This is a genomic window from Tateyamaria omphalii (assembly GCF_019802125.1).
GTDB classification, from domain to species: Bacteria; Pseudomonadota; Alphaproteobacteria; order Rhodobacterales; family Rhodobacteraceae; genus Tateyamaria; species Tateyamaria omphalii_B.
In genome coordinates this window covers 184,923-203,740 of record NZ_JAHVHT010000005.1, presented here as the reverse complement: position 1 = coordinate 203,740, position 18,818 = coordinate 184,923, and the positions used below count along the sequence as shown (strand labels likewise).

The following is an 18,818-nucleotide window of genomic DNA, read 5'->3' as shown; positions in this document are numbered from 1 at the left end:
CATCTATCAATATCCTTAGGTCGCATTAATCACACCGCCCTACATAGACAAACAGTCGAGAGAATATGCAGCTAATCATAATTGGTTTCGGCCCTGTCGCGGGTTACAAATATTCCAGATGTATTCAAACCGCACTCAAGGACGGCTCTATTACCTCCTATAAAGTGGTCGATTTAGAATCACAGCGCGAAGCTGTTCTTGCGCGACTTGAGGGTGTGCCACGACCACCTGACGATATGGTTTTTATTCCGGATGAAAAACTGGAATGCGGATGGCCTGCGACAAAAGAATGGCTCAAGATTCATGGCGGCCTTTTTCGTGAAGGCGAGAACGCAAAATACGTAATCACGACCGAGCCGCGTTTTCACGAGGATTACATCAACGCCGGTCTGGACACCGGCAGCGATGTACTCGTAGCCAAACCCGCCGTTTTGCCCAGCGACAATGGCATACTTGACGCTTCGATATACCGCGAACGCATGGAATTGATTGCGCACAAGGCGCAGGCTTGCAAGGCGAACAGCGGCGTCATTTGCCTGGGCCGGCATCACGAAATATACGAGGATCATTTTCGCAAACCGCTGCAGGCAATGGTCGATCGGCTAAGATCGCCCATCACGTCCATCCATCTGAAAACGGCCTCCGGTGTCTGGAATTTGCCTGATGAATTTTATTCCCGCGAAGACCATCCGTACAAATACGGATATGGAATGCTTCTGCACGGCGCTTACCATTACGTCGATATCTTTTCGCAGCTATTGCTTATGAACCGAATTGTATATCCGGAGGAAAACTTTCAGATAAAGATGAAAGGGTTCAAGGCAGGCCCGGAAGATCAGAACATCCGCATCCCCCTTTCCGCAAGCAGGCTTGTAAACGGATATAACGGAAGCAAGGACCATTTGGTTGCGCATGAACATTATGGCGAAACCGATATTATTGTCGCCTATTCACTGTGCCTTAAATCGTCCGGAAGAGTTCTGACTTTTGGCACGGTATCACTCGAACAAACCACGCCCGGACTCAGGTCATGGCAAGAGTTTCCCGAAGTCCCCTATAACATCAATGGGCGCCTGCACTGTACCGATATTGATGCAAGGATAGGTCCATTCTTTGGGATCGCAGCAAATGTGACGAAGTCACCTATTGGCGCACGCATCGGCGAAAACGACCTGCGTGGCCAAAACATGGGAAGCGTCGTAACACGCTCCAACGCCAGATTGACGGGCACCCAGGGTTTCTTCCGCTCTCAAAACTTCGAAAGACCATACAGCAACTCCTACTCCTATTCCGCAGAAGCCGAGATATTCAAACTCTGGCTGCAGGGCGCGAATACCGGAAGTGATTTCAATTCGCACGTGCCCACCTGTGCGATTCTCGAAGCGCTCTTGAAAGTCGCGCGGCAACCGCACGAAACACAGGTCATCGACTATGACTATGCGCTGCCAAGCTACCTGCCAAACGAAGAGCTCGAGGACCCTTGGTATAGCCATATGGATGACGCAACTTCCTTCTCCTACAAGACAGGGTAAGGGATGATCCTTTCCGTCATTGTTCCGAACTACAAAGCGGGCGACTACCTGCTCGAATGCGTCGAATCCATCCAGTCGTTTTGCGCAAGCATTGAGTTTGAGATCATTGTGGTTGACGACTGCTCGGACACCGAAAGTGACCGACGCGCCCTTGATGCAGTGTCTGGAATGACATCGGTCAAGGTTCTGCTGCTCGACAAGAACAGCGGGGCGCAGGTGGCGCGCAACACCGGGCTGTCGGTGGCATCCGGGGACTACGTGATGACTGTGGATTCCGACGACGTGCTCACCGGTTTCGACGGGCTGAACCCGGACGAATTCTGGCGCCAAGTACAGGAAAAGCTCGAAGGAAATGACCAGATATGCTTCGTCCACTCGACGACGAGGATGTTTGGGATGTTCAATGGCGATACGCGCTCTGCGTACCCGTTGAACGTGTTGCAACTGCTCCACAAGCATCACGTCCAGAACTCAATCATATATCGCAGACGGGAGATTGAGCTGGGTCTCCGATACGACGAGTCGATTTTGAAGTGGCAGGATTGGGGTTTTGGCGTTGAGCTTTGCGCCCGGCGTTGGGCAAGGGGGGAAGGTCTGGAAGTCGGGTTTATCGACGGGCCCTTCTACGGCTATCGCATTCACGCAACGCATACTCGAATCTCCACCTTGCCGGTGAGTGAATTGGAAATGTGCGAAATCACGGTGCGCAAGCACCTGCCCTTCTTCAATGAAATCCTTGGAATGGATTTGAAATGCTCAAAGCGAATGGCCGAGCATGTCGTGGCGGCAAAACCGACGCTGCTTCAGGACTTTCTTCTTATCGCCAACAACGATCACGAAAGAGCCACACGCTTTTCCAAAGATCGCGAGTTGAAACTTCTCTCAAACCTGACCGAGCAACTGGGCATACCGTAACTGTCAGACAGATGTCGAACGTTCTGGGCCCGTCGGAGATATGCATTGGATGACGTAAAACTGACCGCTTACTGGTCAATAGTTCCATTGGTACTGAAACCTGACGCCCTCACCGGGCGCTTCTCCCGGATTGACGGGAAACTGGCGCATGATTTTGTCAGGCTGTTTGCATACTATCTGAACGGCAAGAACGGGGACGTGCCAACTCCCAAAGTTCCGGCAAGTGTACGGTGGGCGGCAGCAGCCGACGATCATTTCTGGATGAAAGCGCAACGCGCAGAGCTGACCGAATGGTACGGTGCACCGCCAATCAGATCACAAGAATGCCAGATGTGCCTGGACGAACTGGCCAATCGCCTCGGGACGTGCACGGAAATCTCCATTTCCGATCTGGTTCACCAGACAACGCAATGCGTCGGTTTCCAACGGTTCTTCACGGGGCGGCAACTGCTGTCGATGCGAACCTATCGGCTCCTGTACGGACACAAGTGGGATCTCGAGTTTCAGGGGCGCGTACAAGACTACCTGGTTGGCAACGAGGTTGAGGTACATCTTTACGCAGGCATGCAGGAAAATGGAATTCTGCAACGAATGAAGACTTTCCTGCGTTTTGTATGCCGACGGCAAATCGACGATGCGAACTTTGCCAATTGGCTGCACGTATCGGACGCCAATGACGAGAATATGTCCCTGTTGCTGGAACATTGCCTCATGGCGTCAAACAGGGTGCCGGAAAACACCCGGAAACAGAAAACGGCCGTGAGCTAGCGATCATGGCTAAAGTGGCACCGATAACCTCCGCTTGTGACCTGCTGCCAGGGCCAGCAAGCCGGAAGCCCCATCAGAAGCGATAACTTTGACAGCAAGAGGACCGCTTTTGGCAAAGCACGACGGTCAAATCGCACGACAAAGGATGCCACCAGGTGTCTGGGATACGGATTTCGCATCCGTGGCGCGCGACTGTGCAATCGCAGCCATCCAGCGACGTTCAACAAACCGGCTTGGCGACACACATTTCATAAAACGACTGCGCTACCGCGATCGCAGTTTCTACCTCAAAGTACGGCACATATTCGCATCGAGTGACCCAAACATAGCGCTCGATCCGACACGGCTGCACTTCGAATACCGAATACTCGAATGCGTCAACGCCGTCGAAAAAAGCCTGGTGCCATCTGTTCACGGGTTCATACACCACCCTGCGGCTATTGTTCTGGAAGATTTGGAAGACGCCGGTTTCCAGCCGATCCTGCAGCATGAAGACGTGCTTTCAAACGATCAGGTGAACGGATTGGGCTACGGGATTGCATCCTTGCACACGGCGCTCAACAAATCCTCGGCAAATCAGCTCTTTGACAATCCTTCGCGAAACACCACGCCAAAGCCCGGCACCCATATCATCCACGGAGACCTCAATACGAAGAATATATTGCTCTCGAAGAATGATGTTCGGTTTCTCGATTTCGAAAACTGCAGAATTGGATACCGAGAGCATGACATTGGATGGTGCCTGGGTCATATCCTGATCATCGACAATGATCTCACCCGATGCCGCGAGCGGGTCAATGCATTGATGTCTGGATACAAAGGTGCATTTGCCCACCTCGACAAGTCCCGAATTCTGGATACGATCAATTCCGCCATCCGATACCGGATGACTGCTCCACCAGGCAGTCCATTTTTCTCCACGGTAAATCTGGACCCGTCCGACACTCTCGCAGAGGTGTCTCGCGCTCTGGCCAATTGACGGGCGATGACTGCTGGACACATCGCTCCCGTCCCGGACCGGCCCCGGCATGGGTCAAAGACCTGCCGCTCCGTGTCCGCTACGCCCGGTTGAACAGCAGGGATACTTCCCTTTCAGCCGCCCTGAGTTCGCTGTCACCGATGTCGCCCAAAGCGCGGCGAAGTGCGCTTGTTTCCAGAATGCCACGCGTTGCCGCGATGCGCGTAGCCGCTAAGGAAAGCTCATAGTTGCCATTGACGTTCTGCAGGAAGTATCGACCACCGGCTCCGACGATGAGGTATCGCATCGCGGATGTGTCCTCATCACTGGCGCACGGCGCACTTCCTGTCAAAACCTTGTCGGCCAGATCTTCAAACAGAAAATTCAACTGAATCTTTCTTTGAAAATTCCAGACATCCGCTTCCCAATTGGTCAGCGCAGGCTCATCCAGACTTGGAACAGTCAAAAGGGTATCGCGGTAAAACTTCGTATACGGATCGCCTCGCTGCCCCAAAGCCTCCAATTTCTTCGAAATCCACTTGGTTTTCCGAAATGTACTGCCGGATTGAATGAGAAAACATTCAAGTTCGTTTCTCACCAAAGCCTGAAGCATTTCGACGCGACCGACATCATTTTTCTCAAGGCACATTCCGATGTAGTCGTCAAAAATACCCCAGGAAATCTGTCTCTGCCCAAGAAACAGCCGCTTTCTGAACTCCAACGCCACCGTGTCGTCGATCACGTCCTCATAGGCGTCATGTCCAAACACGACATCTGCATTCATGAGCTTTTCGACGCACATGTTGTCCTTGGTGTAGTCCTTGAAACTTTGCTTTGGAATCAGCGATATAACGCGCTTCAAGCAGGCCTGCGTCATGATCAGAGTGTCGGCTCTCATCCCTTCGATGTTGAACGCCTTGAACCCGCAATCGCCATCAATCAGCGCCGAGCAGTCGTCCAGCACAATTACCAGATCAAGGTCAGAACGGCTATTTGCCACGCCCGCCGCAACGGATCCCGTGATCAGTCCGATTTTCAGGTTTTCACCAAATCGTGCCTCAAAATACCCGCCCAGTTTCTCATGAAGATCCTGCGGCTCCAAACCCATTGAAACGCTCCTTGTGGTGACACCACTTCAATCATCGACATTCGGCAAGGTGGCTTGAATTCTCAAATGTTCTGCGGCTCATCCGTCAATAAATGAAAATCCAATATCGCACATGCTTTCGACCAATAGTTCGCCGATGATGACGGCGATCCAATTCATTGATTGCAAGCTAGGCAGCGGTATCACCAATGTCACGCCAACAGCCCGGCACACACGCCTTTGCGCGGATTTAAGCCTTTGCCTGATGTCCGCCAATAACGGCCGGATGAAAACATCGGTGTTGAAAGGCCCCCGGCTTTCCAGGGCCAGACCGCCGCATTTGGCACCGTCAGGCGCCGTTTCATCGGCCACCCCAAGCAGGCCGATCAAAAGCCGCGGAGCCATCTCCAGACAAACGAACCCACAAGTCCATCGCCGTACAAGGCGCCGACAGCACCCGAACCCCACTATTTCGGCTGGGCTTTACCGCCGGACTGTTGGATATGGTACGGGAGTACAGCCCATGCAAGACAATGGAAGTCGCTGATGGAAAAGACATTCAACGCCGCCGAGGCCGAGCCGCGCATCTATGAAATGTGGGAAGACGCGGGCGCGTTCGCAGCCGGGGCCAATGCCAAGCCGGGCGCAGACACTTTTTGTATCCAGTTGCCCCCGCCCAACGTGACCGGTTTTCTGCATGTGGGTCACGCGTTCAACCACACCCTGATGGACATGCTGACGCGCTGGAAGCGGATGCAGGGATTTGACGTGCTGTGGCAACCGGGTCTGGATCATGCCGGCATCGCCACCCAGTTGATGGTCGAAAAACAGATGGCCGCGGACGGCGAGAACCGGAAACGCTCCGAGATGCCGCGGGACGAATTCATCTCAAAGGTCTGGGAATGGAAGGCAGACAAGGGCGGCGTGATCGAACAGCAGGCGCGTCGGTTGGGCGACAGCATGGATTGGGAACGTTCGGCCTTCACCATGTCCGGCGCGGAAAGCGCGCCCGCGACCGAGAAGCCGGGCAATTTCCACGACGCTGTGCTCAAGGTCTTTGTGCAAATGTACAACGACGGGCTGATCTATCGCGGCAAACGGCTGGTCAACTGGGATCCCCATTTTGAAACGGCGATCTCTGACCTCGAGGTCGAGAACAACGAAGTTGCCGGCCACATGTGGCACTTCAAGTATCCACTCGCCGATGGGGAGACCTACGAATACATCGAAAAGGACGAGGACGGGAACGTCACCCTGCGCGAGACGCGAGACTATATCTCCATCGCAACGACGCGGCCCGAAACCATGCTGGGCGACGGCGCCGTCGCGGTGAACCCCGATGATACGCGCTACGCGCCGATCGTGGGCAAGCTCTGTGAAATTCCGGTGGGTCCCCGGGAACACCGCCGCCTGATCCCGATCATCACCGACCGCTATCCTGATCCCGATTTCGGGTCCGGCGCGGTCAAGATCACCGGCGCGCATGACTTCAACGACTACGAAGTGGCCAAGCGCGGCAACATCCCGATGTACAACCTGATGGACAGCAAGGGCCACATGCGCGACGACGGCGCGCCCTATGCCACGGCAGCGGCCACCGCACATCGCATCGCGCGCGGTGAAGAAGCGTTCGAAGAGAGCCAGATCGCCGCGATGAACCTCGTGCCGGATGAATACCGCGGCCTCGACCGGTTCGAGGCGCGCCAGCGTATCGTTGCCGACATCACGGCGGAAGGGAACGCCGTCATGGTCGCGAACCCGGCGTTCGATGCAAGCGACAGCGATCAGGCCGACGTGCCGCCAACGATCCCGTTTGTCGAAGCCAAGAAGATCATGCAGCCCTTCGGGGACCGCTCCAAGGTGGTCATCGAACCGATGCTGACCGACCAGTGGTTCGTGGACTCGTCCAAAATCGTCCAACCGGCGCTTGATGCCGTCCGCGAAGGCCGGGTCAAGATCATGCCCGAGTCGGGCGAAAAGGTGTTCTACCACTGGCTGGAAAACATCGAACCCTGGTGTATCTCGCGGCAACTCTGGTGGGGGCACCAGATCCCGGTCTGGTACATGCCGAAAATCAAGGACGTCGGCGCCACGGGCAAGATCGAAGACGCGACACTGGACTTTGACGATCCGGTGGCATTTTGCGCCGCCACCGAAGACGAGGCCCGACAGAGCATCGCCAGCACGCTGTCGGCACATGGCGTTTCATTCGACGTCTTCCACAGCGGCTACAGCAGTGCATCCGAAGCCAAACAGGCGTTCGACGAAAACGGTGGCGTCCCGATGTGGCGCGACCCCGACGTCCTCGACACCTGGTTCTCCTCCGGTCTCTGGCCCTTCGGCACGCTCGGCTGGCCCGACGAAAACGATCCCGCGATGAAATACTTCCCCGGCGATGTGCTCGTCACCGGCCAGGACATCCTGTTCCCCTGGGTTGCGCGGATGATGATGATGTCACAGGCCGTCCTGCAGGATGATCCGTTCCACACCGTCTACCTTCACCAGCTTGTCCGCGACGCCAAGGGCGAGAAGATGTCGAAGACGCGCGGCAACGTCATCGACCCGCTCGACATGATCGACGCCTATGGCGCGGATGCCCTGCGCTTTTCCAACGCACAGATGGCAGCCCTCGGCGGTGTCCTGAAAATCAGCGAGGACCGGATCAAGGGCTACCGCAACTTCGGCACGAAACTGTGGAACGCATTCAGCTTCGCCAATCACTACCAGATCCCCTATCCGGGCGACGCGATCCGGCCGGAGGCCGCTCAGACACTGAACAAGTGGATCATCGGCGAAACCGGCAAGGTGCGCGAGGCCGTCGATGCAGGAATGGAAAGCTACCGGTTCAACGATGCGGCGGACGCGCTCTATGCGTTCACATGGGGCAAGGTCTGCGACTGGTATCTGGAGTTTTCCAAACCCATCCTGCAGGGCGACGATCCCGACGCCAAGGCCGAAACCGAACAGACCCTGCGCTGGGTGCTGGATCAATGCCTGATCATGCTGCACCCCATCATGCCGTTCATCACCGAAGAGCTGTGGGGGCTGGCGGACAGCCGTGCCAAGATGCTGATCCATGCCGACTGGCCGCAATACGGCACCGAACTGATCGACGCCGATGCGGACCGGGAAATGAACTGGGTGATCGGGCTGATCGAAAACATCCGCTCGGCCCGTGCACAGGTTCATGTGCCGGCAGGCGCAAAGGTGCCATTGCTCGTCATGGGCCTCGAGGCCAAGGGACAGTCGGCCTGGGACAACAACGCGACGCTCATCCAGCGACTGGCCCGGATCGAAAGCCTGAAACATGTCGACAGTTTCCCCAAGGGCTGCGTCACCATTCCGATGGATGGCGGCACCTTCGGCATCCCGCTGGCAGGGTTGATCGACGTCGCCTCGGAAATTGCGCGTCTGGAAAAGACGATGCAGAAGCTGGGCAAGGAACTGGGCGGACTGCGTGGCCGGTTGAACAATCCCAAGTTCATGGCCTCCGCGCCAGAGGACGTGGTCACGGAGGCCAAGGAAAACCTGCGCCTGCGCGAAGGGGAAGAGGCCGAGATGAAAGCCGCCATCGCCCGCCTTCAGGAGCTTGGCTGAAACAGCGCGGGGCGGTCCACGGACCACCCCGCATCTTCCTTGCGGAAGCGGCCCGGCGACGGGCCGTCCCGTTCATGCGTCCATCGCGTCCAGATCCAGCCAATAGCGTGTGTAGCGCCGCTCGCCCGTGCGGGTCAGCGCACCCATGCCAACCAGATCCTGAAGATCCCTCGTCGCGGTTGCGCGCGAGGTACCGGTAATGGAAATGTAGTTTTCCGCGCTCAGCCCCCCCTTGAAGCCATCTGGCCCTTCCCGGAACATCCGCTCGATCGCCTTGGCCTGCCGCACGTTCAGCGCCTCGCGATGGCGGTCATAAAAATAAGCCTTGGCAATCAAGAACCCGACACGTCGCAGGGTGACCTGCTGCGCCGTCAGCACCACGTCGGCAAACCACACCAGCCAGGGCGTCACATCCAGCGTCTTCTGGTGCCTCTCGAGCTGATCGTAGTAAGTCTTTCGTTGCCGTTCGATCGTGAAGGCAAGCGCGATCAGACTGGGTTGCCCGATGTTCTGAGCAAGCGACTTTTCCGCAAGAGCCCGCCCCAGGCGGCCATTCCCATCCTCGAACGGGTGGATGCTCTCGAAGTACAGATGGCAAAGGCCAGCGCGCGTCAGCGCGGGCAATGGTGCCCCGGCATCCGGCCCCGTCCTGTTGAACCAGTCGACATAGCCGCCCATCTCGTTCGGAACCTGCTCCGAAGGCGGGGCCTCGAAATGCACGACGGGCCGGTCAAAACGACCGGAAACGATCTGCATCGCATCCTCATGCGTCCGATAGGACCCGATCGCCTCCAATCGCTGGTCATGGGACAAGAGCATCTCGTGCCACCTGAACAGCGTGTCATCCCCAAGTGGCTCCGCATAGGTCGAGTAAACGTCGACCATCATCTCGGCCACCCCCTGCTCTCGGGGTTTGTTCGGATAGGTATCCGGCGCCAGTCCAAGTTGTCGCCGAAGCGACGACTGCACGCTGAGCCGGTCGAGCATCTCGCCTTCTATGGCACTGGTGGTCATGGCTTCATCGCTCAACAGGTCAATACGAAGCTGATCGCGTTCGGTTGGGCTGACATGGTGGACAGCCCCCAGGATTTCGCCCGAGGACAATAAAAAACGCTGTTCCAACGGTGCCAGCGCTGCCGCGTCATACCGAAAGTCCGGCCAGCCGGGGATCTGCCAGTTCCAGGTCATGAGTTATAGACACCTTTCCTATAACTCAAAAAAAGATCATATTTGGGTTATAGAGGTCAATCCCATGCCTCAACAGAGGGCGTGGCGCACCCGCTGAAAGGCTCCCACGACAATGGAACCGCTCGCGAAGGTGCCCAACATTGCAGGTCGGTGGGTAACAGGTATTCCGTAGGCGCTGGACATGCGCCGACGCACACACGTCCTGCATTATGATCTCCTCACACGTCCGCACGACCGAAGGCGAACGGCTCACATCGCCAAAGCCCTAATCCTCAGCCGCGGGATCAGCCATCAATTCAAGTTCGGGCAAGTCGCGTAGGCTTTGCAGATCAAAGGTTGTCAGGAACGTCTCCGTGGTCACAAAGGTATGGGGCGCGCCGGGGCGTGGCGCACGTGGACCTGAGGCAATCAGACCCTTGAACCGCAGCCGCGCCAGCAGGTCTCGGCTGACCTCCTTGCCAAAGATATCCGCCAGCCCCGCCCGGTCGATCGGTTGATGATAGGCGATGGCGCACAGCACCCCCATCTCCACCTGGGTATAGGCCAATGGCTGCTCACCAAGATCGGCCGCCACCTTGATGGCATCTGCAAATTGCGTCCTGGTGCGGAACATCCAGCCATCTGGCACCTGCGCCAAGTCATAGGGCCGCCCGGACAGCTCGGCCTGGATGTCCTCGATCAGCATCTCGACAGACACCCCCTGCCCCACCACGCGGGCCAGGTCCTCGCGGCCCACCGGCGTGGCGCTGGCAAACAGCACCGCCTCGATCCGGCCCATCCAGACACGCCAGCGCCGCTCCTGCGGCATGTCGTCAAGCTCCCGGTCAAACCCGTCATCGCCCACGCTGACCTCTCGCCCATTTTCGGGCGCTCCCGTCGACAGCACCGTCACGGCGCGATCCCGTAGAGCCGGAAGGTCGACCGTCCCGTCAGCTCCTGCGCGACCCCCAGTTCGACCAGCCGGTCGCAGAAGCGGCGGGCGGCACGGTCGGTCATCGGGATCGACGTTCCGCGAATGCGCGGCGACAGCATCGACGCCGGCGCCACCGCATCCTCCGTCAGAAACAGATCGGCAGCCGCCTCCGACCCCTTCGCCCTGAGTTTGGGGATCACATGGCGCAGCGCCGCCGCGCGCCGCGCCAAGACCCCGGCCCGCCGGATCGTGTCCTCGATGGATGCAAGAACCCCGCGCTGAACTGCCAGCCCGGCCCCCTGCTCTTCCGCAGCCAGGCTGCGCAACATCGCCTTCGAAAGGTGCTGCGCCGAAACCGGCAGCACGGTCTTCCAATTCAGCGCCCGCGCCAGGACGACGTCCGAAAGCAGACAGGCCGCCCGCTCCGCGCGGTCATCAGCGGCCAGAACATCCCGCAAGACGGCGGTACAGCCCGCCAATGGCCCGTCACTTCGGACACGATCCCGCCCCGCATCCAGCCAACCGTCCACCGCGCCTCCCAGATGCGGACCAACCAGCTCGACAATCCCCCCCGTCGCGCCCATCCGCAGCCGTACCGCATCGCGCCAGAACGCCAGCAGATCGCCATCAGGACCCCGCACTTCACCCGGCGGCGTCAGATGATACGCATCGCGTATATCCGGCTCCCGGGCCATCCGCCCTTCCAGTTTCGACGTCGCCGTCGCCGCACCCAGCGCCAACCCGTTGGCAAGCAACCTGGTCGGCACGCCAGGACCCGGGCCAGAGATCAACTGATCCAGCACGGTCAGCGCCGCCCCTGACCGAAAGGCCACAGTTGCAAGGGTTTCAGCACGTTCCCGGGTGACCCATCCCGGAAGCTGCGGTAGATTGTTCGGGTCGTTCAGAATGGCTAAGGGGTGGTGCGTCATGCCACAAGACTATCCGATGACGGCGCTTTTGCCCACAATATAGTGCACAAACCGCCCCACCTTTTAGCTCGTACCTATGTCCAATAATATTGCCTTATCGGACATTATGGGATAGGCGCAAACTCATGAGCGACACACACCGAAACACGCCTCTTCCGACCGGAAATCCAGGCGCCCTGGATCGGCTGATCGAAACGAACCAGGACTATGCCAGGGCGTCAACCGCTCAGAACACGAACAAGGCCTACAGCGCAGACTGGAAACACTTCACCCGCTGGTGCCGCGCAAGGGGGGCAGAGCCGCTGCCCCCCTCTCCGGACCTGATCGGGCTCTACCTGACGGACCTCGCCGCACCCGCGCACACCACGCAACGCCCGCTCTCCGCCAGCACCATAGACCGGCGCCTCTCCGGCCTCGCCTGGAACTACGCGCAGCGCGGCTTTGCCCTCGACCGCAGGGACCGGCACATCGCCGCCATCCTTGCAGGCATCAAACGCAAACACGCGCGCCCGCCCGCGCAGAAGGAAGCCATCCTGCCCGACGACATCCGCGCCATGGTCGCGACCCTGCCCTTTGACCTGCGCGGGCTCCGGGACCGGGCGATCCTGCTCATGGGCTATGTCGGGGGCCTGCGCAGATCCGAAATCGTCAGCCTCGACGCTAGGCAGGACGACACCCCGAATTCCGGCGGCTGGATCCAGATCGTCGAAGACGGCGCCCTCCTCACGCTCCGCGGCAAAACAGGCTGGCGCGAGGTCGAAATCGGGCGGGGCTCGTCCGACCAGTCCTGCCCGGTCCACGCGCTGGAGCAATGGTTGACCTTCGCCAGGATCGACGCCGGACCCGTCTTTGTCCGCACCTCCCGCGATGGAAAACGCGCGCTCGACACAAGGCTCAACGACAAGCACGTCGCGCGGCTGATCAAATCCACAGTCCTGAAAAGCGGCATCCGGGCGGACCTGCCGGAAAAAGAGCGTCTCGCCCTCTTCTCCGGCCATTCCCTGCGCGCCGGGCTGGCCTCAAGCGCCGCGGTCGACGAACGCCATTTTCAGAAACAGCTCGGCCACGGCTCCGCCGACATGACACGACGCGACCAGCGCCGTCGCGACAGGTTCCGCATCAACCTCACAAAAGCCGCAGGGCTTTAGAAAAGGGCTCAGGAACCGCCCTCCGATCCCTTGCGAAACTCGGCATAAAGTCGATCCAGATTGTCCGCTAGATAATCGCCAAAGGCCGGCCCGTCGGTCGACGTCAGTGAAATGCTGTAAGCACGGCCACTGCGGCCCACCACGCCCTTGATCCGGCCCTCTCCGGCCGTCCAGGTGCGCTTGGGGGCCACGGTGCGCGCCCGCTTGCGCTTGGGCAGCGTGCCCGCTTCGGCCACCTTGGTCTGCATCAACTCGAACCGTGTGTCGCTGTCGAGCGTGTCAAAGCCGTCGGTGCGCGCAATGCGCAGCGCAATGCCCTGATTGGCATCATCCGCCATCAGCTTCTTGAACTCTTCCCACCGGTCCCGGCCAATCTGCTTGGCCGGGCCAATGGCTTGCACGATCACCTCAGGCACGGTCTGCGCCACCGACAGCATCCGCGACAACCGGCTTGCATCGACGGTCAGCGCCTGCTGGATCACCTCCCGCTCTTGCCCCAGATCGGCAAGGTTCTTGGCAAATTGCGCCTTCTCGATGAACGACAGATCGGCGCGGGCCGTGTTCTCCTGGCCCTGCGCCAGCACATGGCCCACATCGTCCAGATCCTTGACCACAGCCCGCACAGACCGGCCTAGATCGCGCGCCACACGCACCCTGCGATGGCCAAAGACCACCATGTACCGCCCCGCCGCATCGGGGTGCGGACGCAGCAGCACAGGCGTATCCTGCCCGCTCGCCTTGATCGACGCCTTCAGATCGTCAAACGCCTCGTCATCCCCGCTCAACCTGTCACTGACAAAGGACACATCGACCAGCGCCGGATCAATCTCGACAATCGTTTCGCCTTCCATCAGGCGCTTCGAATTCTCGGCAAGGCTGTCAATCGACACCTTCATCGACTTCGACGCACCCCGCATGGCGTAGCTCGACCGCCCTGCCCCGCTCGGCGTGTCGGTCGGTTGCCCGATCACGGATTTCAACAGGTCTTTTCGCGCCATGTCATCCTCCTAGTCTCGCCCGTTACGGCAGGTCGCGGCCCCAGGCCTGATGCACCAGCCCCGTAATCTCGTCATTCACCGCGTTCAGCGACCCCATCGCCCGATCATAGGTCGCGCGCACGAACTGCCCCCGCTCGACCTCGTACAGCGTCTGCTTGGTGATCCCCGCATCGGAAATGGCCGTGGACTTGACCATCTGCGCTTCCAGCATCTGTTCCGGGAACATCGCTTGTAAAAAGCCGACCATCTGCTTTTGCGGCCCATCCGTCGGCTCGAACCGCGTCACCAGGTAGCGGAACCATTGCAGCCGCATCTCCGCCCCCGCCTCGCGGATGGTTTGCAGGATGCCACCCAGCATCAACAGAAACTGGCTCATCGACATCACGTCCAGCATCTGCGGATGCACCGTGATCAGTACCGAACTCGACGCTGTGAGCGCGGTTAGGGTCAAATACCCAAGCTGCGGCGGGCAATCGATGACCACGATGTCGTACTGGTCCTCCACCTCCTCCAGCGCCTTCGAGATGCGCGTAAAAAACGTCCGCCCCTCCGTCGGGTCGCTGCTGGTCAGCGCGACGGGGGTGTCATACTCGTATTCCTGCAGGTCGAGGCTTGCGGGCACGATGTCGAGGTTCGGAAAATTCGTGGGCCGGATCACCGCGCTGATCGGCTGGCGCTCCTCGTCGTAGCGCAGCGTCTCATACAGCGACGAAACAGAGTCTAATTCGGGCTGAATCCCATGCAGCGCCGTCAGCGATGCCTGCGGGTCCAGGTCCACTGCCAGCACCCGGTGCCCCTTGAGCACCAGATGCTGCGCCAGATGGGCTGCCGTGGTCGTCTTGCCGCTGCCGCCCTTGAAGTTCACGACCGAGATCACGTGCAGCTCTTCACCCTCGGCCCGGTGCGGCACATACCGCCGCTTGCCCGGTCGGCCATGCGCATCAAGGTATCGGCGCAACTCCAGCATCTGCTCGGCGGTATAGGACCGACGCCCCGACGGCGAGGTTTCCGGCTCCGGCCCCTTCCCCTCCAGATGGAGTTTCTTGATCGTGGATTGCGTGACGCCCAGGAAATACGCCACCTCCGCCAGCGAAAAGGACCGCAGCCCTTTCTGCGCGTTCGGCGGATACTGTTCCTGCCGCAGAATGTTCAGCCTGTCCGAGATCAACTCCCCCTGCCGCAGGATGATCTCATCGAAAGGCAAAGGGGCCATATCAGTCTCTAACAGGGGATTTCCCATGCTGCCGCCTCATGTAATATCGCTTTTTGCGCGATTTGTGCTCTTGAACTGTGATTACCGCAGCGTGTACTTATCCACAACAGTTTTCTGTGGCACATAGGCAGTAGAATGCCGTCTTCCGGGACGGTTAAGAAACCGTGAATATGCTGTAACCTATTGTTTCCAAAAGCGTAATCCGATTTGCACGGCTGTCAAAACTATTCAGCAACCCGCACGGCCCGCTCCGACAGCGCCACATTCACCGCCCGCGCAATGATCCGCTCCTCATCCGTCGGAATAACCATCACCCGCGTCGGTTCGACACCGATCTCTCGATCATTCCGAAGGTTGGCATCGGGTTCAATCCCAATCCCCAAATACTCCAACCCCTCAACAATCCGCGCCCGGATCACCGCAGCATTCTCCCCGATCCCCCCACAGAAAACGAGCGCATCAATCCCACCCAGCACGGCCGTCAAAGCCCCAATCTCCCGCCGCGCCCGGAACACATAATAGTCAATCGCCTGCCCCGCCTCGGGCGCATCCGAGCCCAGCAAACTCCGCATGTCACTGGTCAGCCCAGACAGCCCCAAAAGCCCGCTTTCCCGATACAGCATCGCCAAAACATCGCTGGGGTCCATCCCCCGCTGCTCGATCAGATACAGCACAACTCCGGGATCAATCTGCCCGCACCGCGTCCCCATCGGCAGCCCATCCAAGGCCGAGAAGCCCATGGTCGAGCCAACGCTCTTCCCCTCGCGCACAGCACACATCGACGCGCCGTTTCCAAGGTGCGCAATGACCATTCGCTTCCGGTGCAGCCCGGGATCCTCGGTCGCAATCACGCCAGTGATGTAGTCGTAACTCAGCCCGTGAAACCCATACCGGCGCACCCCCTCATCATAGAAATTCCGCGGCAGCGCGAAGGTGTCGTTGACCCACGGATGCCCCCGGTGAAAGGCCGTATCAAAACACCCCACCTGTACCGCCTCGGGAAAGGCCACCCGTGCCGCCTCGACCCCCGCCAGGTTATGCGGCTGGTGCAGCGGCGCAAGGGGCGAGAACTCCGCGAGGGCCATCAGCACGTCGGGCGTCAGAACCATCGGCTCCGCGAACTTCGGACCGCCATGAACGACACGGTGCCCGACGCCGGAGATGGTCAGACCTGCCATGTGCGGACGCAGGGCGGAGATGACCTGCTCCAGCGCAACAGCGTGGGTCGGGGCGTCGACTTTCCGGGCGGTCTCGGCGCCGTCTCGCTCCAATTCCAGCCGAGCGTTGCCCCCTACCCCGTCGACCTGCCCGGTGAGCAGCATCTCGGGTTCCGGGCCATTGCGATAAAGGCCGAATTTCAGAGAGGACGAACCGGTGTTCAGCGTCAGGATGGCGCGGCTCATCGCACAAGTGCCCCGCTGAAAAGCGCAGCGATTGCGGCGGATGCGACGCGGGTGCGGCGGTCATCTGCGCGGCTGGTCAGGATGATGGGGACCTGCGCGCCCAGCACGATCCCCGCGCCCTCGGCGCCCGCAAGATACATGAGCTGTTTGGCGATCATGTTCCCGGCTTCCAGATCAGGAGCGACCAGAATATCGGCCTGCCCCGCGACGGGCGACTTGATCCCTTTGGACGCCACAGCGCGCATGGAAATGGCGTTGTCAAAGGCCAACGGGCCGTCCAGCACGCCGCCTGTGATCTGGCCTCGGTCAGCCATCTTGCAAAGGGCGCCAGCCTCGACCGTGGACTGCATCCGGGGGGTGATGGTTTCGACGGCCGACAGGAGCGCGACCTTGGGCGTGTCGATGCCCAGGGCGTGGGCCAAGTCGATGGCGTTCTGGACGATGTCGGCCTTGGTCTGCAGATCGGGCGCGATATTGATCGCGGCGTCGGTGATCAGCAGCGGCTTGGGGTAGGTGGGGACGTCCATGACGTAGACATGACTCATCCGCCGTTCGCTACGCAGGCCATTGGCCTTGGAGACCACGGCGGACATAATTTCGTCGGTGTGCAGGGCGCCTTTCATCAGCGCCTTTGCGCGACCTTCGCGGACCAGTTTCACGGCCTGTTCGGCGGAGGCGTGGCTGTGGAGGGTGTCGATGATGTCGAGGGCGCTGATATCCAAGTTTTCGGCCTTGGCAACCGCGTGGATCCGGTGGGCGGGGCCAACGAGGATCGGGTGGATCAGACCCTGATCGTACGTATCTATCGCGCTTGTTAGAGACGTTGCATCGCAGGGATGCACGACGGCGGTGGGCAGGGCAGGGTGCTTCTTCGCGGCTTCCAGCAACCTGTCATGGGCCGCGCCACGACGGTGCATCACGAGGTCGGGCATCACGACGCGGGGGCGGCGGACTTTCTGGGTCGGGGCCATGACGGTCGCCTGCCCGGTGATCACCGGTTTTCCGTCGCCATTGGTGCAGACACAACCGAGCGTGAGGCGCTTTTTCTCGGCGTGTTTTTCGGTGACCGTCACACGCACTGTCACAGTGTCGCCAATGCCTACGGGCTTGAGGAATTTCAGGCTCTGATCCAGGTAGATCGTGCCCGGTCCGGGCAGTTGCGTGCCAAGGACATTGGAGATCAGGGCACCGCCCCACATGCCGTGGGCGATGACCTTGTGAAAGACGTCTTCCTCTGCAAATTCGTGATCCACATGGGCCGGGTTCACATCGCCCGACACCACGGCAAAGGCGTCGATGTCTTGCGCGGTGAGGGTGCGGACCAGCTCGGCGCTGTCGCCGACTTCGATGTCGTCGAAGGGGCGGTTTTCGATGAAGCCCATGCTGGGATTGAGATCAGACGACATGGTGTCCTCCGTCGATATAGGCGGTGTTTCCGGTGACGGAGCGGGCGAGGTCAGAGACCAGGCAGGCGGCCATCGCGCCAACCTCGTCAATCGTGGTCAGCTGGCTGAGTGGGGCGCGTTTGCGGGCGTCGTCGATCAGCGCGTCGAAATGGTCGATGCCGGAGGCCGCGCGGGTCTGAAGCGGGCCGGGGGACATGGCGTTCACACGGATGTTCTTCGACCCTAACTCGGCGGCTAGATAGCGTGTTGTCGCCTCAAGTGCCGCCTTGACCGGGCCCATGATGTTGTAATTGTCCACCACCTTTTCCGCGCCGTGATAGGACACTGTGAGGATGGTACCGCCGTCTGCCATCAGAGGTTCGGCGCGTTTGGCGAGACGGATCAGGGAGTGGACGGAGATGTCCATGGCGATCCCGAACCCGTCCTTCGAACAGTCCACGACGCGGCCATGCAAGTCTTCACGAGGGCAGAAGGCAATGGAGTGGAGCAGGAAGTCGAGCCGCCCCCAGCGGGTCCGGATTTCATCGAAAATCGCGTCTGTCTGCGCGTCGTCGGTGACGTCGAGGGGCATGAAGATATCGGCGTCTACAGCTTGGGCGACCGGTTCCACGAATTTACGGGATTTTTCCGTCTGATAGGTCAGGGCCAGATCGGCGCCAGAGAGGTGAAACGCACGCGCGCAGCCTGCGGCGATGGACTGGTCGTTGGCGACGCCGACGACGAGCCCCTTCTTGCCGGTCAGAAGCCGGGATTTGGGCAACAT

At 59.6% G+C, this 18,818-nt stretch carries 16 protein-coding genes; 6 read left to right on the top strand and 10 right to left on the bottom strand.

Annotation, left to right across the window (positions count from 1 at the left end; all coding sequences use genetic code 11):
• Positions 1 to 65: 65 nt before the first annotated feature.
• The 4 genes from KUV51_RS18810 to KUV51_RS18795 all read left to right on the top strand — a co-directional run bounded on the left by KUV51_RS18810 (position 66) and on the right by KUV51_RS18795 (position 4,194).
• On the top strand, positions 66 to 1,532 hold the full coding sequence (locus tag KUV51_RS18810) for a hypothetical protein (RefSeq protein ID WP_222522983.1): 1,467 nt from the start codon (positions 66 to 68) through the stop codon (positions 1,530 to 1,532).
• Positions 1,533 to 1,535: 3 nt separating this feature from the next.
• The gene (locus tag KUV51_RS18805) at positions 1,536 to 2,447 is read left to right on the top strand and encodes a glycosyltransferase family 2 protein (RefSeq protein WP_222522982.1); all 912 of its coding nucleotides are present in this window, start codon (positions 1,536 to 1,538) and stop codon (positions 2,445 to 2,447) included.
• 45 nt (positions 2,448 to 2,492) lie between these two features.
• The gene (locus KUV51_RS18800; protein WP_222522981.1) at positions 2,493 to 3,215 is read left to right on the top strand and encodes a hypothetical protein; all 723 of its coding nucleotides are present in this window, start codon (positions 2,493 to 2,495) and stop codon (positions 3,213 to 3,215) included.
• A 109-nt stretch (positions 3,216 to 3,324) separates the two neighbouring features.
• Positions 3,325 to 4,194 (top strand): phosphotransferase, encoded by an 870-nt coding sequence (locus KUV51_RS18795; RefSeq protein ID WP_222522980.1) that lies wholly within the window; start codon positions 3,325 to 3,327, stop codon positions 4,192 to 4,194.
• Positions 4,195 to 4,273: 79 nt separating this feature from the next.
• On the opposite strand, the gene KUV51_RS18790 is transcribed toward KUV51_RS18795, so the two are convergent.
• Together KUV51_RS18790 and KUV51_RS18785 are read right to left on the bottom strand one after the other, a co-directional pair.
• Positions 4,274 to 5,281 carry a hypothetical protein gene (locus KUV51_RS18790; protein ID WP_222522979.1) on the bottom strand — a complete coding sequence of 336 codons (1,008 nt, stop codon included), beginning with the start codon at positions 5,279 to 5,281 and terminating at the stop codon, positions 4,274 to 4,276.
• Between the two features lie 78 nt (positions 5,282 to 5,359).
• Entirely contained in the window at positions 5,360 to 5,665 is a 306-nt protein-coding gene (locus KUV51_RS18785; RefSeq protein WP_222522978.1) for a hypothetical protein, read from the bottom strand.
• Positions 5,666 to 5,806: 141 nt separating this feature from the next.
• On the opposite strand from KUV51_RS18785, the gene KUV51_RS18780 reads away from it, so the two are divergent.
• The gene (locus KUV51_RS18780; RefSeq protein ID WP_222522977.1) at positions 5,807 to 8,857 is read left to right on the top strand and encodes a valine--tRNA ligase; all 3,051 of its coding nucleotides are present in this window, start codon (positions 5,807 to 5,809) and stop codon (positions 8,855 to 8,857) included.
• Between the two features lie 72 nt (positions 8,858 to 8,929).
• On the opposite strand, the gene KUV51_RS18775 is transcribed toward KUV51_RS18780, so the two are convergent.
• From KUV51_RS18775 to KUV51_RS18765, 3 genes are all read right to left on the bottom strand, one after another.
• Positions 8,930 to 10,045 (bottom strand): Fic family protein, encoded by a 1,116-nt coding sequence (locus KUV51_RS18775; protein WP_222522976.1) that lies wholly within the window; start codon positions 10,043 to 10,045, stop codon positions 8,930 to 8,932.
• Positions 10,046 to 10,310: 265 nt separating this feature from the next.
• Positions 10,311 to 10,853, bottom strand: coding sequence for an SMC-Scp complex subunit ScpB (locus KUV51_RS18770; protein WP_222523083.1), 543 nt, complete (start codon positions 10,851 to 10,853; stop codon positions 10,311 to 10,313).
• A gap of 80 nt (positions 10,854 to 10,933) precedes the next feature.
• Positions 10,934 to 11,887, bottom strand: a complete 954-nt coding sequence (locus KUV51_RS18765; RefSeq protein WP_222522975.1) for a DUF1403 family protein — start codon at positions 11,885 to 11,887, stop codon at positions 10,934 to 10,936.
• 125 nt (positions 11,888 to 12,012) lie between these two features.
• Between KUV51_RS18765 and KUV51_RS18760 the strand changes: the two genes are divergently transcribed.
• A complete protein-coding gene (locus KUV51_RS18760) occupies positions 12,013 to 13,035 on the top strand; it encodes a tyrosine-type recombinase/integrase (RefSeq protein WP_222522974.1) in 1,023 nt (340 codons plus the stop codon).
• A gap of 8 nt (positions 13,036 to 13,043) precedes the next feature.
• On the opposite strand, the gene repB is transcribed toward KUV51_RS18760, so the two are convergent.
• The 5 genes from repB to fabI all read right to left on the bottom strand — a co-directional run bounded on the left by repB (position 13,044) and on the right by fabI (position 18,818).
• A complete protein-coding gene (repB, locus tag KUV51_RS18755; protein WP_222522973.1) occupies positions 13,044 to 14,033 on the bottom strand; it encodes a plasmid partitioning protein RepB in 990 nt (329 codons plus the stop codon).
• A gap of 22 nt (positions 14,034 to 14,055) precedes the next feature.
• Positions 14,056 to 15,273 carry a plasmid partitioning protein RepA gene (gene repA / locus KUV51_RS18750; RefSeq protein WP_261385931.1) on the bottom strand — a complete coding sequence of 406 codons (1,218 nt, stop codon included), beginning with the start codon at positions 15,271 to 15,273 and terminating at the stop codon, positions 14,056 to 14,058.
• Positions 15,274 to 15,470: 197 nt separating this feature from the next.
• Positions 15,471 to 16,649, bottom strand: coding sequence for an acetate/propionate family kinase (locus KUV51_RS18745; protein ID WP_222522972.1), 1,179 nt, complete (start codon positions 16,647 to 16,649; stop codon positions 15,471 to 15,473).
• Positions 16,646 to 18,055, bottom strand: a complete 1,410-nt coding sequence (locus KUV51_RS18740) for a bifunctional enoyl-CoA hydratase/phosphate acetyltransferase (protein WP_261385930.1) — start codon at positions 18,053 to 18,055, stop codon at positions 16,646 to 16,648. Before KUV51_RS18740 ends, KUV51_RS18745 begins: the two co-directional genes overlap by 4 nt.
• The gene (gene fabI / locus KUV51_RS18735) at positions 18,045 to 18,818 is read right to left on the bottom strand and encodes an enoyl-ACP reductase FabI (RefSeq protein WP_222522971.1); all 774 of its coding nucleotides are present in this window, start codon (positions 18,816 to 18,818) and stop codon (positions 18,045 to 18,047) included. The genes KUV51_RS18740 and fabI overlap by 11 nt, the downstream gene beginning before the upstream one ends.

Excerpts from the sequence above, each read along its gene's own strand:
- KUV51_RS18805 (WP_222522982.1), top strand. The coding sequence starts at position 1,536 with ATGATCCTTTCCGTCATTGTTCCGAACTACAAAGCGGGCGACTACCTG.
- KUV51_RS18775 (WP_222522976.1), bottom strand. The coding sequence starts at position 10,045 with ATGACCTGGAACTGGCAGATCCCCGGCTGGCCGGACTTTCGGTATGAC.
- KUV51_RS18740 (WP_261385930.1), bottom strand. The coding sequence starts at position 18,055 with ATGTCGTCTGATCTCAATCCCAGCATGGGCTTCATCGAAAACCGCCCC.
- KUV51_RS18760 (WP_222522974.1), top strand. The coding sequence starts at position 12,013 with ATGAGCGACACACACCGAAACACGCCTCTTCCGACCGGAAATCCAGGC.
- fabI (WP_222522971.1), bottom strand. The coding sequence starts at position 18,818 with ATGTTGCCCAAATCCCGGCTTCTGACCGGCAAGAAGGGGCTCGTCGTC.
- KUV51_RS18765 (WP_222522975.1), bottom strand. The coding sequence starts at position 11,887 with ATGACGCACCACCCCTTAGCCATTCTGAACGACCCGAACAATCTACCG.
- KUV51_RS18790 (WP_222522979.1), bottom strand. The coding sequence starts at position 5,281 with ATGGGTTTGGAGCCGCAGGATCTTCATGAGAAACTGGGCGGGTATTTT.
- repB (WP_222522973.1), bottom strand. The coding sequence starts at position 14,033 with ATGGCGCGAAAAGACCTGTTGAAATCCGTGATCGGGCAACCGACCGAC.
- KUV51_RS18770 (WP_222523083.1), bottom strand. The coding sequence starts at position 10,853 with ATGCCGCAGGAGCGGCGCTGGCGTGTCTGGATGGGCCGGATCGAGGCG.
- KUV51_RS18780 (WP_222522977.1), top strand. The coding sequence starts at position 5,807 with ATGGAAAAGACATTCAACGCCGCCGAGGCCGAGCCGCGCATCTATGAA.
- KUV51_RS18745 (WP_222522972.1), bottom strand. The coding sequence starts at position 16,649 with ATGAGCCGCGCCATCCTGACGCTGAACACCGGTTCGTCCTCTCTGAAA.
- KUV51_RS18785 (WP_222522978.1), bottom strand. The coding sequence starts at position 5,665 with ATGGCTCCGCGGCTTTTGATCGGCCTGCTTGGGGTGGCCGATGAAACG.
- KUV51_RS18810 (WP_222522983.1), top strand. The coding sequence starts at position 66 with ATGCAGCTAATCATAATTGGTTTCGGCCCTGTCGCGGGTTACAAATAT.
- repA (WP_261385931.1), bottom strand. The coding sequence starts at position 15,273 with ATGGGAAATCCCCTGTTAGAGACTGATATGGCCCCTTTGCCTTTCGAT.